Origin of the sequence: Bacillus inaquosorum KCTC 13429 (assembly GCF_000332645.1) — a bacterium.
GTDB classification, from domain to species: Bacteria; Bacillota; Bacilli; order Bacillales; family Bacillaceae; genus Bacillus; species Bacillus inaquosorum.
This window is the reverse complement of record NZ_AMXN01000001.1, coordinates 757,094-772,587: the sequence shown is the minus strand read 5'-3', so window position 1 is coordinate 772,587 and position 15,494 is coordinate 757,094. Positions and strand designations below refer to the sequence as shown.

Annotated in this window: 16 protein-coding genes and 4 tRNA genes; 14 read left to right on the top strand and 6 right to left on the bottom strand. The window is 45.0% G+C overall.

Annotated elements, in window-relative coordinates; all coding sequences use genetic code 11:
• Positions 1–22 precede the first annotated feature (22 nt).
• The gene (locus tag BSI_RS16945) at positions 23–952 is read right to left on the bottom strand and encodes a manganese-dependent inorganic pyrophosphatase (RefSeq protein WP_003236558.1); all 930 of its coding nucleotides are present in this window, start codon (positions 950–952) and stop codon (positions 23–25) included.
• Between the two features lie 205 nt (positions 953–1,157).
• On the opposite strand from BSI_RS16945, the gene hypR reads away from it, so the two are divergent.
• Positions 1,158–1,535: a transcriptional regulator HypR gene (hypR, locus tag BSI_RS16950; RefSeq protein ID WP_003236556.1), complete on the top strand. Its 378-nt coding sequence runs from the start codon at positions 1,158–1,160 to the stop codon at positions 1,533–1,535.
• A 29-nt stretch (positions 1,536–1,564) separates the two neighbouring features.
• Here hypR and BSI_RS16955 read toward each other — a convergent pair whose 3' ends face one another.
• Positions 1,565–2,044, bottom strand: a complete 480-nt coding sequence (locus tag BSI_RS16955; RefSeq protein WP_003236554.1) for a spore coat protein — start codon at positions 2,042–2,044, stop codon at positions 1,565–1,567.
• Positions 2,045–2,189: 145 nt separating this feature from the next.
• On the opposite strand from BSI_RS16955, the gene BSI_RS16960 reads away from it, so the two are divergent.
• The 4 genes from BSI_RS16960 (at position 2,190) to rplI (ending at position 5,956) form a co-directional block, all read left to right on the top strand.
• Positions 2,190–2,339 (top strand): hypothetical protein, encoded by a 150-nt coding sequence (locus BSI_RS16960; protein ID WP_003236551.1) that lies wholly within the window; start codon positions 2,190–2,192, stop codon positions 2,337–2,339.
• Positions 2,340–2,564: 225 nt separating this feature from the next.
• Positions 2,565–3,494 (top strand): YybS family protein, encoded by a 930-nt coding sequence (locus tag BSI_RS16965; protein ID WP_003236547.1) that lies wholly within the window; start codon positions 2,565–2,567, stop codon positions 3,492–3,494.
• Between the two features lie 36 nt (positions 3,495–3,530).
• Positions 3,531–5,510 (top strand): cyclic-di-AMP phosphodiesterase GdpP, encoded by a 1,980-nt coding sequence (gene gdpP, locus BSI_RS16970; protein WP_003236545.1) that lies wholly within the window; start codon positions 3,531–3,533, stop codon positions 5,508–5,510.
• Positions 5,507–5,956 carry a 50S ribosomal protein L9 gene (gene rplI, locus BSI_RS16975; RefSeq protein ID WP_003236543.1) on the top strand — a complete coding sequence of 150 codons (450 nt, stop codon included), beginning with the start codon at positions 5,507–5,509 and terminating at the stop codon, positions 5,954–5,956. The genes gdpP and rplI overlap by 4 nt, the downstream gene beginning before the upstream one ends.
• Positions 5,957–5,992: 36 nt before the next feature.
• Here the strand turns inward: rplI and BSI_RS16980 are convergent, their stop codons facing one another.
• The 3 genes from BSI_RS16980 to BSI_RS16990 all read right to left on the bottom strand — a co-directional run bounded on the left by BSI_RS16980 (position 5,993) and on the right by BSI_RS16990 (position 9,609).
• Entirely contained in the window at positions 5,993–8,068 is a 2,076-nt protein-coding gene (locus tag BSI_RS16980; RefSeq protein WP_003236542.1) for a glycosyltransferase family 39 protein, read from the bottom strand.
• A 116-nt stretch (positions 8,069–8,184) separates the two neighbouring features.
• Positions 8,185–9,393 carry a CynX/NimT family MFS transporter gene (locus tag BSI_RS16985; protein ID WP_003236539.1) on the bottom strand — a complete coding sequence of 403 codons (1,209 nt, stop codon included), beginning with the start codon at positions 9,391–9,393 and terminating at the stop codon, positions 8,185–8,187.
• Between the two features lie 72 nt (positions 9,394–9,465).
• A complete protein-coding gene (locus BSI_RS16990) occupies positions 9,466–9,609 on the bottom strand; it encodes a YycC family protein (protein ID WP_003236536.1) in 144 nt (47 codons plus the stop codon).
• Between the two features lie 120 nt (positions 9,610–9,729).
• Here BSI_RS16990 and BSI_RS16995 point away from each other — a divergent pair, with 120 nt between their 5' ends.
• The gene (locus BSI_RS16995) at positions 9,730–9,933 is read left to right on the top strand and encodes a hypothetical protein (protein WP_003236534.1); all 204 of its coding nucleotides are present in this window, start codon (positions 9,730–9,732) and stop codon (positions 9,931–9,933) included.
• Between the two features lie 47 nt (positions 9,934–9,980).
• Here the strand turns inward: BSI_RS16995 and BSI_RS17000 are convergent, their stop codons facing one another.
• On the bottom strand, positions 9,981–10,181 hold the full coding sequence (locus tag BSI_RS17000) for a DUF2188 domain-containing protein (protein WP_003236532.1): 201 nt from the start codon (positions 10,179–10,181) through the stop codon (positions 9,981–9,983).
• A gap of 169 nt (positions 10,182–10,350) precedes the next feature.
• Between BSI_RS17000 and dnaB the strand changes: the two genes are divergently transcribed.
• The 8 genes from dnaB to walR all read left to right on the top strand — a co-directional run bounded on the left by dnaB (position 10,351) and on the right by walR (position 15,488).
• Positions 10,351–11,715: a replicative DNA helicase gene (gene dnaB, locus BSI_RS17005; protein ID WP_003226923.1), complete on the top strand. Its 1,365-nt coding sequence runs from the start codon at positions 10,351–10,353 to the stop codon at positions 11,713–11,715.
• A gap of 117 nt (positions 11,716–11,832) precedes the next feature.
• Positions 11,833–12,252, top strand: coding sequence for a VOC family protein (locus tag BSI_RS17010; RefSeq protein WP_003236531.1), 420 nt, complete (start codon positions 11,833–11,835; stop codon positions 12,250–12,252).
• Positions 12,253–12,457: 205 nt separating this feature from the next.
• Positions 12,458–13,750 carry an adenylosuccinate synthase gene (gene purA, locus BSI_RS17015; RefSeq protein WP_003236530.1) on the top strand — a complete coding sequence of 431 codons (1,293 nt, stop codon included), beginning with the start codon at positions 12,458–12,460 and terminating at the stop codon, positions 13,748–13,750.
• A 223-nt stretch (positions 13,751–13,973) separates the two neighbouring features.
• A tRNA-Lys gene (locus BSI_RS17020) sits at positions 13,974–14,049 on the top strand.
• Between the two features lie 9 nt (positions 14,050–14,058).
• A tRNA-Glu gene (locus BSI_RS17025) sits at positions 14,059–14,130 on the top strand.
• A gap of 81 nt (positions 14,131–14,211) precedes the next feature.
• Positions 14,212–14,288, top strand: a tRNA-Asp gene (locus tag BSI_RS17030).
• A 35-nt stretch (positions 14,289–14,323) separates the two neighbouring features.
• Positions 14,324–14,396: transfer RNA gene (locus BSI_RS17035), tRNA-Phe, on the top strand.
• A 384-nt stretch (positions 14,397–14,780) separates the two neighbouring features.
• A complete protein-coding gene (walR, locus tag BSI_RS17040) occupies positions 14,781–15,488 on the top strand; it encodes a cell wall metabolism DNA-binding response regulator WalR (protein WP_032731843.1) in 708 nt (235 codons plus the stop codon).
• Positions 15,489–15,494: the final 6 nt, after the last annotated feature.

Below are 15,494 nucleotides of genomic sequence, written 5' to 3'. Positions count from 1 at the left end.
CCCTACACGGGATGCTTTTTTATTAATCAGCCATTGCGTCTGTTAAGACAGGAACGACTTGTTTTTTACGGGAAACAACGCCTTTAAGAAGGGCTGTGTTGTTTTCTAATGTAACGTTGAACGCTTTTTCCACTTTCGCTGCTTCGTTACCGATCGCAAGGGCAAGTGAATCATTTTCTAAGATGTCTGTGATGACAAGAAGGAACAGGTCAAGGTTCTTCTCAGCCACAACTTTTGAAATGACAGCTTCTAATTCAGCTTGGCGTTTTTTCACATCTTCAATGTCTACTGTGTTCACTTGTGCGATTTCGACTTTTTTGCTGCCGAGTGTGAATTCTTTCGCATCAAGAGAAATCAGTTCTTCCACTGTTTTTTTGCTTAAATCAGCGCCCGCTTTCAGCATGTTCAAGCCGTATTCTTCAGCATCTACGCCGGCGATTTCCGCAAGCTCTTTTGCTGCCGCTACGTCTTGGTCTGTGCAAGTTGGAGATTTGAATAACAGTGAGTCAGAAATGATCGCAGACAGCATAAGGCCGGCAATTTCTTTCTCGATTTTCACGTTATTTTCTTTGTACATTTTGTTTAAGATTGTAGCCGTACAGCCTACAGGCTCAGCACGATAGTAAAGCGGCTCAGCTGTTTCAAAGTTAGCGATGCGGTGGTGGTCGATCACTTCCAGAACCTGAACATCCTCAATATCCTTGATGCTTTGCTGGCGTTCGTTATGGTCAACAAGGATAACGCCGTTTACTTCGTTTGCAGCTGTTTCAACAAGACGCGGGCTTTCTTGTTTAAAATAGTCAAGCGCGTATTGTGTTTCGCCGTTGACTTGTCCAAGGCGGACTGGCTCAGCATTGAAGCCGAGTTTGTTTTTCAAATCAGCATAAGCAATCGCAGAACAAATCGTATCTGTATCTGGGTTTTGGTGTCCGAAAATAAGTATCTTTTCCATGATAGCTCCTTATCTTTTTTTAAGTAGTGTAATCTTTATATAGTTTAACACGTCTTGCTGCAGGTGTAATCATACAAACCCTTAAAAATTGATGTGAATAAGAAGCATTTTCTTTGAGCTGAGGGGGAAAGGTGTGTAAAATACTGGGTAGCTTAGTTGCAAAATGTAATGTAGTATCAAAAAAGGTACTATTGGAGGGTCTAGTATGAGTGAAAAAAAGAATATATACCCGAACAAAGAAGGCTGTCCTGTTGAATTTACGCTAGATGTCATTGGCGGAAAGTGGAAAGGAATTCTTTTTTATCACATGATAGATGGCAAGAAACGGTTTAATGAGTTTCGCCGAATCTGCCCGAGTATCACTCAAAGAATGCTCACCCTTCAGCTGCGCGAGCTGGAAGCGGACGGCATCGTGCATCGTGAGGTGTATCACCAGGTACCGCCCAAGGTTGAATACTCTCTGACGGAATTTGGGCGAACGCTTGAACCGATTGTTTTGCAAATGAAAGAATGGGGAGAATCCAATAGAGATGTCTTGGAATCATATCGTTCGAACGGTTTGCTAAAGGATCAGCAGAAATAGCAGCAAAGGGAATTCCTTTGCTGCTTGTTTTATTTCATCGAAAGGGCTCTGTTGGCGTTTCTGACATCATTTTTTAACAGCTCAGACAGGTTATAAGATGGATAGTATCCATGCTGATACATGTATTGAAAAACTTGCGCATGCAACTGTATGGCAGCATTCAGCTGTTTGACCAGTATGTTTCTTAATTGAGGTGTAGCTGTTTCAGTAATCGCGATGGCATAGCTGCGGACAGATGTTTTGGCAAAACCGAGCAGGTCGCCACTGTAAAAGGGGTCATCCGCGCGTTCTTCTTCTTCATCCTCTCGCGGCGCCTGAGGGAAGAATGGGAGAAGCTCTCTTAAATTTTGCTCAACGGCCTGAATGGAGACACTGTAAAGCTGTCTGAGCTGAGGGTCTCTTACTTCTCTTATCATTTTCTTGAGTCTAATGAGTCCATTTGATTGAAAAGCAACCAGCTCATGCATTTCCAATGTTTCATGCCAAGCCAATGTTCTGCGTTCATCCATGTAACAGTTCTCCTTTATCAATCAGATTCCATATCAGCATATGCCCAACGATTAATGTTGTTCATGATGTTTTGAAGTTTTTAAAACGGGAAATTCACCTTATATAGGACACGGGTTGAGAACATGCAAAAAGAGGTGAAACACGATGTGGGACATGATAAAGGACTTTTTCTTGTTTAGCAGCGGCGTTCTGCAGGCAACAACCCTTTTACTGGTCATCTTAATCTTTATGTATGTCAGAAAAACGAAAAAGAAAAACAAGGAATCTTCTGGCTTTATGGATGATAAACATTAATCGTGATGGGCATTCTTTTTAAAGAATGTCTTTTCATTTGCAATGTTCCACATGAAACATTGGCGTCATTTTACTTGCGATTTGGACTTATGTTAAAATATAAAAGCAAAATGTAGAGATGATATAAAAAACATTCGGTGCAAAACATGTTGCAGCGATAAAAAAGAGCAGTCGTTTATGCTGCTCTTTTCTATTCGTATGTTCAGGATGATACGAGGTGACTAAGTGAAACAAACGAGAGCATTATTGGAAGGTGCTATTTTAATCAGTCTGTTTGCGATCATCACGCTTTTGGTCGTTTATGTTCCTGTAATTGGAACAATTCTGTTATTTGCACTGCCGCTGCCCATGATCCTGTATACGATCAGACATGGATTGAAGTTAGGGATATGGATGGGCGCTGTCAGTCTTCCGGTTGTTTTTATAGTCGGGTCTTTTAACGGACTTATTGTAGCTTTTATGTCAGCTTGCGCCGGCATTGCCATGGGACATTTTTTCAAAAGGAAAGAGCCCGGGCACGCCATTATTTCGGGCGCTCTTATTTATATGCTTTGTATTGTCTTCTATTTTGTGATAAGCATTCAGTTTTTGGGTATCAATATCATTGATGAAGCGATGACACAATACCGGCAATCCCTTGATATTGTAGAAACTGTAGTGAAGCAGTCGGGCAATGCTGAACAGCTTGAGAAGCAATTGAAACTGATGGAAGAACAATTGGGTATGGTTCAATATCTTTTTCCAACAGCTATTGTGATGGTAGGAGCTATTTTTTCTTTCCTCAGTTACTTTATCGCTAAGCCGCTCTTAAGGCGATTCTCCCCCGATATTCCTAATCTAAAGCCTTTTAGAGAGTTGAAGTTTCCGCAAAGTGTTGTAGTGCTGTATTTAATAATTGTCATGCTTTCATTTTTGCCTTTAGAAAAAGGCCAAATGCTGTACTCTATCGCTTTAAATGGGGAGTTTATACTCGGGTTTCTGATTTTCATCCAAGGTTTATCATTTATCTTTTTCTATTGCCATAAGAAAAAATATCCGAAGGCTGCGGCTGTGATTGCGGTGGTTCTTGGACTGATGCTTCCGATCTTTATGGCAGCCATTCGTATTTTAGGCGTTATAGATATGGGCTTTAATATAAGGAATAAGGTGAAGTGAACATGAGTTTTACTCACATGGTGGGGAGTGATAGAAATGCCAAGCTTTTATGAAAAACCGCTGTTTCGGTATCCCATCTATGCTTTGATTGCTTTGTCAATCATTACAATCCTCATCAGCTTTTATTTTAACTGGATTTTAGGAACCGTCGAAGTGCTGCTGCTTGCAGTTATTTTGTTTTTTATTAAACGTGCTGATTCTCTTATTCGGCAAGAGATTGATGCTTATATTTCTACGTTATCCTACAGGTTGAAAAAAGTCGGTGAAGAGGCATTGATGGAAATGCCGATCGGCATCATGCTTTTTAATGACCAATATTATATAGAATGGGCAAATCCGTTTCTTTCTTCTTGCTTTAATGAAAGCACATTAGTGGGAAGATCACTTTACGATACTTGTGAGTCAGTTGTGCCGCTCATCAAACAAGAGGTGGAATCGGAAACGGTTTCATTGAATGACCGCAAGTTTAAGGTTGTCATCAAGCGGGATGAGCGTCTGCTGTATTTCTTTGATGTAACGGAGCAAACTCAGATTGAAAAGCTATATGAAAACGAAAGAACCGTACTGGCTTATATTTTCCTTGATAACTATGATGATGTGACACAAGGATTGGATGACCAGACGAGAAGCACGATGAACAGCCAGGTGACATCTTTGCTGAACGCCTGGGCGCAGGAGTACGGGATCTTCCTGAAAAGGACGTCTTCAGAACGCTTTATCGCTGTACTTAATGAACATATCTTAACTGAACTCGAAAATGCGAAGTTCTCGATCCTTGATGAGGTGCGGGAAAAAACCTCATTTGACGGTGTCGCACTGACGTTAAGCGTCGGTGTCGGGGCTTCCGTCTCCTCGCTGAAAGAACTTGGCGATTTGGCGCAATCCAGCTTGGACTTAGCGCTGGGGCGCGGCGGAGACCAAGTAGCCATTAAGCTGCCGAACGGCAAGGTGAAGTTTTACGGGGGTAAAACAAACCCAATGGAGAAACGAACAAGGGTGCGGGCCCGCGTCATTTCTCATGCCTTAAAGGAAATCGTCTCTGAAAGCAGCAATGTGATTATTATGGGGCATAAATTCCCCGACATGGATTCTATCGGCGCAGCGATCGGAATTTTAAAGGTGGCTCAGGCAAATAACAAAGATGGTTTTATCGTCATTGACCCAAATCAAATCGGATCAAGTGTGCAGCGTTTGATTGAGGAAATCAAAAAATATGAAGAGCTGTGGTCAAGGTTTATTACGCCTGAAGAAGCGATGGAAATTTCCAATGATGATACGCTGCTTGTGATCGTTGATACACATAAGCCGTCACTTGTCATGGAGGAACGGCTGGTCAATAAAATTGAACATATCGTGGTTATCGACCATCACCGCAGGGGTGAAGAGTTTATCAGAGATCCGCTGCTCGTTTATATGGAGCCGTACGCTTCTTCGACAGCGGAATTGGTGACAGAGCTGCTTGAATATCAGCCAAAGCGCTTAAAAATCAATATGATTGAAGCAACAGCCCTATTAGCTGGTATAATAGTGGATACAAAGAGCTTTTCTCTCCGCACAGGCTCGCGGACTTTTGATGCGGCTTCTTATTTAAGGGCAAAAGGCGCCGATACTGTGCTTGTGCAGAAGTTCCTGAAAGAAACCGTTGATTCCTATATTAAACGGGCGAAGCTGATCCAGCATACGGCCCTCTATAAAGAGAACATTGCGATCGCTTCTCTTCCTGAAAATGAAGAGGAATACTTCGATCAAGTGCTGATTGCGCAGGCGGCTGATTCGCTGCTGTCGATGAGTGAGGTTGAGGCTTCATTTGCGGTGGCGAGACGGGATGAACAAACCGTTTGTATCAGTGCGCGGTCACTTGGCGAGGTAAATGTTCAGATCATCATGGAGGCGCTGGAAGGCGGAGGGCATTTAACAAATGCGGCGACTCAGTTGTCCGGCATTTCAGTTTCTGAAGCGCTGGAACGGCTGAAGCACGCCATAGATGAGTATTTTGAGGGAGGCGTACAGAGATGAAGGTTATTTTCTTACAAGATGTAAAAGGAAAAGGAAAAAAAGGCGAAGTCAAAAACGTAGCAGACGGTTATGCGCATAACTTTCTGATTAAAAAAGGCCTCGCAGTTGAAGCGAACGCGACAAACATCAGCGCGCTAAACGGACAAAAGCAGAAAGAGAAAAAAGAAGCCATCGCCGAGCTTGAACAGGCAAAGAGCTTAAAAGAGACATTAGAAAAACTGACCGTTGAGCTCAGCGCGAAATCAGGTGAAGGCGGCCGTTTATTTGGTTCTGTAACAAGCAAGCAAATTACTGAACAGCTCCAAAAAGACCATAAGATTAAAGTAGATAAGCGGAAGCTTGAACTGCCGGATGGCATTCGTGCGTTAGGATATACAAACGTGCCTGTGAAGCTGCATCCAGAGGTGCAGGCTGTGTTAAAGGTACATGTGAAAGAGGAAGCTTAATAGAAAAGAGGCTTGGATTGCTCCAAGCCTCTTTTTTTATTCCACGAGATAAAGAGTTTGCTGGCTTTCTCCGCCAGGTCCTCCTCTCATGCCTTGCTGGCTGCTGTTTGTGCTGCTGTACTCGTCAGAGGATATTTCTTTTCCGTTTTTCTTAATCCAGGAAACAAGTTCGCTGTTACCTGAGTTATTTCCTGAAAGAAGGAAGTATTTCACTTTGCCTTCTTTGACCAGCTTTTTCAGTTTGGATACAGTCAGAATGGGATCTGTGCCGTTAAATCCGCCCATTGCCATAACGGATTCATTTTCATGAATGATGTAAGGCGCAGCCGTTACGGTTGTCAAAGTAGCAAATAGATACTCTTCGCCGGTATTGTGCTTTCTCAGATAGGACAGGAGTCCAGTGTCAACCTCTGAGGAGAACATGTTCCCGCCGTTTGCTGAGCTTTTGAGCTGCGGGCCCGATTCAGGAAGGACGCTGTTGCCTCCGTATAGAAACGGCGTAGCTGACCAGTAGACCGGTGCGAGCAACAGAACGCATAAGCTGATGATAGTCAGCTGCTTGCTGAACGGATGGCTGCGTTTAAGTATCAGAAGCGCAAGGGTGATGCCGAGTCCTGAGAGTCCCAGGACATACATCCATACACTGCCGATTTGGCTTGTATAAGCGCTCAGAATATACACCTGGAATGCAGCTGTGATCAGAACGGCTGCCGCCAGCAGGCAGCTGGCCCAGTCTTTATTGTTTTTGTATAAGCGGTACATCGTATACCATCCGATACCGGAAAGGGCGGCAATCGGAGGTGCCAGCATTATCAAATAATACTGGTGAAAGAAACCTGCGATGCTGAAGAAACCAGCCACTGGAACGAGCCAAGCCGCCCAGAATATCGTTTCTTTCATTTCAGCTGCCTGTCCGCGGCGATCACGGTACCAGCTGACGATTCCGCCCAGCAATCCGATCAATGCGAATGGAAGCATCCAGCTGATTTGGCCGGAAAGTGCCGATTGGAAGAGACGAAGCGGTCCTGCATCGCCTGTGCCGAACATATTCATGCTTTTTCCGCCGCCACCGCCAGGCCCTCCGTTTCCAGGTCCGTTACCGCCTGTTGGAGGTGTGCCTTCGCCTCCATTGGAGGTGCCGTTTTGTCCGGTAGGCGGCTGAGGCGCCTGTGAATGATTCCCGAATGATTGATTGCCGTTTTGATTAGCGGCACTTCCGTCAAGCTTGCTGTTTCCAGATGATTCGCTGCTGTTTGGCGCTTGCATGGTGTTATGATTCTGCATGTTACCGCCGCCAGCTGCATTGATATCACCTTGTGCAAGGCCAGTGGTTTGTCCAAGCAGCCGCTCGGTGCCGTTGTAGCCGAAGGCCAGTTCTAACACTGAATTGGTCTGGCTGCTTCCTACATACGGCCGGCTGGAGGATGAGGTTGAATCCACCACAACCGCCCATGAGATCGAAAGGCCTGTCAGAAGGACAAGAGACAGAATCAGAGACCCGGTTTTTTTCTTCAGAGAAACCCGAGATGCAATCAGGTAGAATAACACAAATGCAGGCAATACCATAAACGCTTGCATCATCTTCATGTTAAAGGCGAGCCCAATCAAGGCAAATGCCGTCAGCAGCCAAACCAGCTTATCCTGTTTCACTGCCCGAAGCAGGCAAGCTGAACCGAGCAATAAGGTAAAGACAAGCATGCTGTCGATGTTGTTTGTCCGGCTGACGGCTGCTGCGATAGGCGTCAGTGTCATAACAAGTGCGGCAATGCGAGCCGCTCCAATTCCAAAGGCCGGTTTGATCATTCTGTAGAGTAGGAATACAGATCCAACTCCGGCGAGAGCCTGAGGAAGGATTACACTCCATGTGTGAACGCCGAAAATCAGTGCGAAAATCGTTTGAATCCATAACACAACAGGCGGCTTATCCACTGTTACAAATCCGGAAGGGTCAAATGACGCATAGAAGAAATTGTGGAAGCTTTGCGTCATGCTTTTCACAGCCGCTAAATAGTATTGGTTCGCTGTGTCATCCTGCCAAATGTGATACGTATTCAGAAAAGCCGCTGCAAGCAAAATAAGAATAAGGACTAAGTCGAATCGTTTGGTTTTCATCGTTTTTCACCTCTTTATGGTGTCTTATTGTAAAAAACAAATATGAAAAACTTATGAATAAACCATAAATATTCGAAGAATTTCATAGAAAAAAGCGGAGAGATCTTCCCCGCTTTTTATGCTGAATTTCTTTGTTTCTCTGTCTGAAGAATGTATCGATCTCGTCCGGCTCCCAGCCCGGCTGCACCCATTACGATCAGGGCAGCAATCAGAAGCACAATCGGCATTGTCCATGAATGCGTCTGGTCAAAAAGATAGCCGACAAAGATTGGACCGACGGCCGCAAGCAGGTAGCCGAATGACTGAGACATGCCTGACAGTGCCGCGGCTTGCTGGGCATTTTCACTGCGGAGACCAATCAAGGTGAGCGCCAGACTAATGCTTGAGCCTTGTCCGATACCGATAATCACCATCCAGATGGCAAGCAGTGTATGGCTGCCACCCGCTAATAATCCGCATAGGCCAATCAGATAGACTGCGGTCAGTCCCGCAACAATGCCGCGCTGATGTTTCAAGCGATCTGCTAAAACAGGTGTCAGAAAAGTGGAAGGCAGACTCGCAAATTGCATGAGTGACACCATCCATCCGGCTGTTGACGTATCAATCCCGTGTGAACGGAGAATTTCAGGAAACCAAGCGATGCTGCTGTAGAATAAAAATGATTGGAGTCCCATAAAGATGGTGACATGCCATGCCATTTTGGAAGACCATATGGAACTTGATTGAAGCTTCATCGCCTGGTTTGCCGTATCCCGATGGCGCAGCTGAGGTATCCAAATCAGCAATGCAAGGAAAGCCAGCCCGCCCCATAAGAGAAAGGCCTGCTTCCATCCGCCATCCATCTGGGTTGCTAAAGGAACGCTGATACCCGATGCTAAAGCCGCGAATATATTCATTGATGTCGTATACAGGCTGATCATGATCCCTGATTTTTCAGGGTATTTATGTTTGATTAAGCTTGGCAAAAGTACGTTGCCAATCGCAATTCCGACTCCGATGAGTGCCGTTCCGAAAAACAAAGCGGCAGTATAGCCGGTAGAACGAATCAAAACGCCGATAAACAGTATCATGAGACCAAGCCACAAGGTTCGCTCATTTCCGAGGCGCTGTCCAACCTTAGGCGCAAGCGGAGAAAGAATGGCAAACGAAAGCAGTGGGAGTGCGGTCAAAAACCCGGCTGCCCCATTGGACATGTGCAGCTCTGCCCGGATAGAGCTGATGACCGGACCGACTGAAGTGATCGCAGGCCGTAAGTTAAACGCGATAAAGATAATGCCGGCGATCAGCCAAAACGATTGGATTTTTTTATTTTGTGGATGTGGCAAAGCAGTTACTCCTTCTTTCTAACATATACTAATTATAATTCCGTAAGATGAAAGCAAGTATGCGAACGAATGCTACGATTGTTTTTCTTCTTTCTGCAATTCAGCCATTTTGGCAAGCAGAATATGCTGAGGCATATGCATGATCTGTTCAAGCGGCAGATTCAAGGACTCTGCAAGCTTTTGTGCAGTTTCAGCGGAAATTTGCAAAGGTCTCACAAAAGATCCCTCCTCTCTTCTGTCCATTGTACAAGAATCAGGTGTGAAATGTAAGAAGATGTAACAAAGGAATGGAGCAATCCGAAAATGCCCGTTATAAAAGAGGAAAGGAGGGGTCTTATGCATGCACCGTTGTCATTATTAAAACAAATGCTGAAGGAACACCAAAAAGACACTGAGAAAGCTGTCACTTTTGAAGAATATATAGCAGTAAGGCTAAAGCTTCAGGAGCTGATGGGGAAATGTGCTTCGTTCGAGGAGTGGGATTTGTATCAAAAGGCGGCCGATCTGATGATGCACACAGGCTTCAAATGGATGAAATAAGCTGATATCCGCTAAAAAACCCCCGCTGCAGCGAAGGGTTTCATTCATTAAAATGAGTGTTCTTCTTCCACATTTTTAAACTGGTCATAAATCACAAGCTTTGCCGGGCTGTTTTCCTTTGCCACCTGTTTGGCTTTTTCAATTGCGGCGTCTTTAGATGTATACAAAGCTGTCGGAGCCACATTCTCCACCTTAATAAACCAGCCGTCCGCATCGACATTGGGTGTAACCGCATATTTTTTTATCATCTTTCATTCCTCCCTCACGTTTTATTGCGTTTTTCCCGCCCTGTTACTGTCCGAAACGATCCAATCGGCTAGCTGAAAAAAACAGGAAACAGACAATTTTTCTATTTTTTTTCTGCAGAAATGGTAGAATGGAGTTTGGAGATTTTTTAATGAGAGGACGGTGCTTAGCATGACAGACCTTCTAAATGATCGGCTTCCTCCGCAAAATATAGAAGCCGAACAAGCCGTGTTAGGCGCTATTTTTTTACAGCCGTCTGCTTTAACACTGGCTTCAGAAGTATTGATTCCAGATGATTTTTATAGAATGTCCCACCAAAAAATCTATAATGCGATGCTGGTGCTCGGAGACCGAGGTGAACCGGTTGATCTAGTGACGGTTACATCAGAGCTTGCGAACACAGACCTGCTGGAAGAAGTGGGCGGCATTTCGTATCTGACAGATATCGCAAACTCGGTGCCGACAGCGGCTAACATAGAATATTACGCGAAAATCGTTGAGGAAAAGTCGATTCTTCGCCGATTGATCAGAACAGCGACAACCATTGCTCAAGACGGGTATACCCGTGAGGATGAGGTTGAGGATTTACTCAGTGAAGCGGAAAAAACGATTATGGAAGTGGCGCAGCGCAAAAATACGAGTGCCTTCCAAAATATTAAGGACGTCCTTGTCCAAACATATGACAATATCGAACAGCTTCACAATCGAAAAGGCGATATCACGGGGATTCCGACAGGGTTTACTGAGCTTGACCGGATGACTGCCGGGTTCCAGCGCAACGACTTGATCATTGTGGCTGCCCGTCCGTCAGTGGGGAAAACAGCCTTTGCCCTGAACATCGCACAAAACGTGGCAACCAAGACCGACGAGAGCGTAGCGATTTTCAGTCTAGAGATGGGGGCAGAGCAGCTCGTTATGCGTATGCTCTGTGCCGAGGGAAATATCAATGCCCAGAATCTCCGTACCGGTAACCTGACGGAAGAGGATTGGGGCAAGCTGACGATGGCGATGGGAAGCCTGTCGAACAGCGGGATTTACATTGATGATACACCGGGGATCCGCGTGAGTGAAATCCGCGCCAAGTGCCGCCGCTTGAAGCAGGAAAGCGGACTTGGCATGATTTTGATCGACTATCTGCAATTGATTCAGGGAAGCGGACGTTCAAAGGATAACCGTCAGCAGGAAGTATCAGAAATTTCCCGTGAACTGAAGTCGATCGCCAGGGAGCTGCAAGTCCCTGTTATCGCGCTTTCTCAGCTTTCCCGGGGCGTTGAGCAGCGTCAGGATAAACGTCCGATGATGTCTGATATCCGGGAATCAGGAAGTATCGAGCAGGACGCGGATATTGTCGCGTTCCTTTATCGTGATGACTACTATGACAAAGAAACCGAGAATAAAAATATTATCGAAATCATTATTGCCAAACAGCGTAACGGCCCGGTAGGAACCGTGTCTCTTGCGTTCGTAAAAGAATACAATAAATTCGTCAACCTGGAACGGCGTTTTGATGACGCAGGTGTTCCGCCCGGCGCATAACCCCCAAGAGCTGATCTTGGGGTTTTTTTCATTCGAAAGACGGAAGAAATACCGTCCGCTCAGCCGATGTAAATTTGAAAGCGTTTTAATAAAATGGTGCAAAAAGGAGATGGTAATATGGGAAATCGTTTTTCATATTTTCATGCAGCGCAAATCCGGATTGCGCGGCCTACGGGCCAGCTTAATGAAATCATTCGTTTTTATGAAGAAGGGCTGGGCTTGAAACGAATTGGCGAATTTTCGCAGCATAACGGGTATGACGGTGTCATGTTCGGTCTCCCGCATGCCGATTATCATTTGGAGTTCACCCAGCATGAGAAGGAAAGTAGTGCCCCTGTTCCTCACCCCGACAGCCTCCTCGTTTTTTATGTGCCGAATGTGGATGAACTGACAGCGATCACTTCAAGGCTGAGACACATGGGCTATCAAGAGGTCGAATCTGAGAATCCGTACTGGAGCCATGGCGGCGTGACGATAGAGGATCCGGATGGCTGGCGAGTCGTTTTTATGAATACAAAAGGAATATCAGGCAAGTGATTCTTTTTTGTGCTAAAGGATGAAAGTTTCGCGAGCTTTTTATGACAAAACGGTGAGAAAACGCTTATAAAACGAATGAAAGCGAACGAATATAGATTTACAATAATTTAATGTTCGGATTTACAATTGACTTTCTGTTTCTTCACTGATAAACTTGATTTGTTTGAATAGAATCGTTTTGAAAGGTTAACGGAGGTGCACGGACATGTCTTCAGTAGTTGTAGTAGGTACGCAATGGGGCGATGAAGGGAAAGGTAAAATCACAGATTTCCTGTCAGAAAATGCAGAAGTGATCGCCCGTTATCAAGGCGGAAATAACGCAGGGCATACAATCAAGTTTGACGGAATCACATACAAGCTTCACTTAATCCCGTCAGGAATTTTCTATAAGGATAAAACGTGTGTGATCGGAAACGGAATGGTTGTAGATCCGAAAGCATTAGTCACAGAGCTTGCGTATCTTCATGAGCGCAACGTTAGTACAGATAACCTGAGAATCAGCAACAGAGCTCATGTCATTCTGCCGTATCATTTGAAATTGGATGAGGTGGAAGAAGAGCGCAAAGGGGCTAACAAGATCGGCACAACGAAAAAAGGGATCGGCCCTGCTTACATGGATAAAGCGGCCCGCATCGGAATTCGCATCGCGGATTTGTTAGACCGTGACGCGTTTGCGGAGAAGCTTGAACGCAATCTTGAAGAAAAAAACCGTCTGCTTGAGAAAATGTATGAGACAGATGGATTTAAAATTGAGGATATCTTAGACGAATATTATGAGTACGGCCAGCAGATTAAAAAGTATGTTTGCGATACATCTGTTGTCTTAAATGATGCTCTTGATGAAGGGCGCCGTGTATTGTTTGAAGGCGCGCAAGGGGTTATGCTCGATATTGACCAAGGAACATACCCGTTTGTTACGTCATCTAACCCGGTTGCCGGCGGTGTCACAATCGGTTCTGGTGTCGGCCCGACCAAAATCCAGCACGTTGTCGGTGTATCAAAAGCATATACGACTCGTGTCGGTGACGGTCCTTTCCCGACTGAGCTGAAAGATGAAATCGGCGATCAAATCCGTGAAGTCGGACGCGAATATGGAACAACAACAGGCCGTCCGCGCCGTGTCGGCTGGTTTGACAGCGTTGTTGTCCGCCACGCCCGCCGTGTGAGCGGAATTACAGATCTTTCTTTGAACTCAATCGACGTTTTAACAGGAATTGAAACGCTGAAAATCTGTGTGGCGTACCGCTACAAAGGCGAAATCATTGAAGAATTCCCAGCAAGCCTTAAAGCACTTGCTGAATGTGAGCCGGTATATGAAGAAATGCCGGGCTGGACTGAGGATATCACAGGTGCGAAGAGCTTGAGCGAGCTTCCGGAAAACGCGCGCCACTATCTTGAGCGCGTGTCTCAGCTGACAGGCATTCCGCTTTCTATTTTCTCTGTCGGTCCAGACCGTTCACAAACAAATGTCCTTCGCAGCGTGTACCGCGCGAACTAAATAGAATATGCTTGCAAGCCCCTGATATAGGGGCTTGTTTTTTGTTTGAAAGCCGCAGATAAGTTGGTCTGAGAAAAAAATATGAAAAAAAACCAAAAAAGTTATTGCCACTTCTATTTGTTCGTGATATTATAAATCTCGTTGTTACGGAAACTGCTTCAATAGAGTACAAGATGAGAACATATTCCAAGTCGTTTGCTCTATGGAAATTCCGACATCTTAAGAGCCATTAGCTCAGTTGGTAGAGCATCTGACTTTTAATCAGAGGGTCGAAGGTTCGAGTCCTTCATGGCTCACCATTTCGTGAAGGCCCGTTGGTCAAGCGGTTAAGACACCGCCCTTTCACGGCGGTAACACGGGTTCGAATCCCGTACGGGTCATTGATTTACTTTAGCGTTATTGCTAAATTCCTTATTTGTCTGTGAGAGCTGACACGACAGCTCTCCGGGCAATTACTGTAAGGTCCGGTAGTTCAGTTGGTTAGAATGCCTGCCTGTCACGCAGGAGGTCGCGGGTTCGAGTCCCGTCCGGACCGCCATTTTACTTTACTTAGTAGAGAAAAATAAAACATTTGGCTCGGTAGCTCAGTTGGTAGAGCAACGGACTGAAAATCCGTGTGTCGGCGGTTCGATTCCGTCCCGAGCCACTTACCAAACGCATCTGCAATCGTAGGTGCGTTTTTTCTTTTAGGAAAAAGGCAAACATGAGGAGTGTTATAATAGAAGAAAAAGGGAGAACCGGCCCTGCGGCCGGTTCAAAGAAGAAGACGTCATTGATAAAGACGCACTCCGGTGAGGGGAGGTTTCAGTAAAGTTATCTTTTTTTAAAAAAGTTGACCAGCATGACAAAAGATAAACAATTGGAGGATAAAGGTGAAACATGTGTTTTTTTTCTAAACCTTTATTTTTTTTATCTTTTGACCTTAAACCGTTATAATAGACAAGGACCCATTGTTTACATGGGCCATAAGTGATGAAACGAATGTTATATAGATGAAATGAAGTTATTCGGCAGGAGGAAAATCAAAATGATGGATAAAAAGATCCTTGTAGTAGATGATGAAAAACCGATTGCAGATATATTGGAATTTAACTTAAGAAAAGAAGGCTATGAAGTGCACTGTGCCCACGACGGAAATGAAGCCGTTGAAATGGTAGAAGAGCTTCAGCCTGATTTAATTCTTTTAGATATTATGCTTCCTAATAAAGACGGCGTTGAAGTGTGCCGTGAAGTCAGAAAGAAATATGATATGCCGATCATTATGCTGACGGCAAAGGATTCAGAAATTGACAAGGTCATCGGGCTTGAAATCGGCGCTGATGACTATGTCACAAAACCATTCAGCACACGCGAGCTTCTGGCACGTGTAAAAGCGAACCTGCGCCGTCAGCTGACAACAGCGCCTGCGGAGGAAGAGTCGTCCTCTAACGAGATTCATATCGGCTCTCTCGTCATCTTCCCTGACGCGTATGTCGTATCAAAACGAGATGAAACAATCGAATTGACTCATCGTGAGTTCGAATTGCTTCATTATTTAGCAAAACATATCGGACAAGTGATGACACGTGAACATTTGCTTCAAACCGTTTGGGGATATGATTACTTTGGCGATGTCAGAACGGTTGACGTAACAGTCCGCCGGCTTCGTGAAAAAATCGAGGACAACCCGAGCCATCCAAATTGGATCGTCACACGCCGCGGCGTAGGTTATTACTTGAGAAACCCAGAACAGGACTAATGCCCA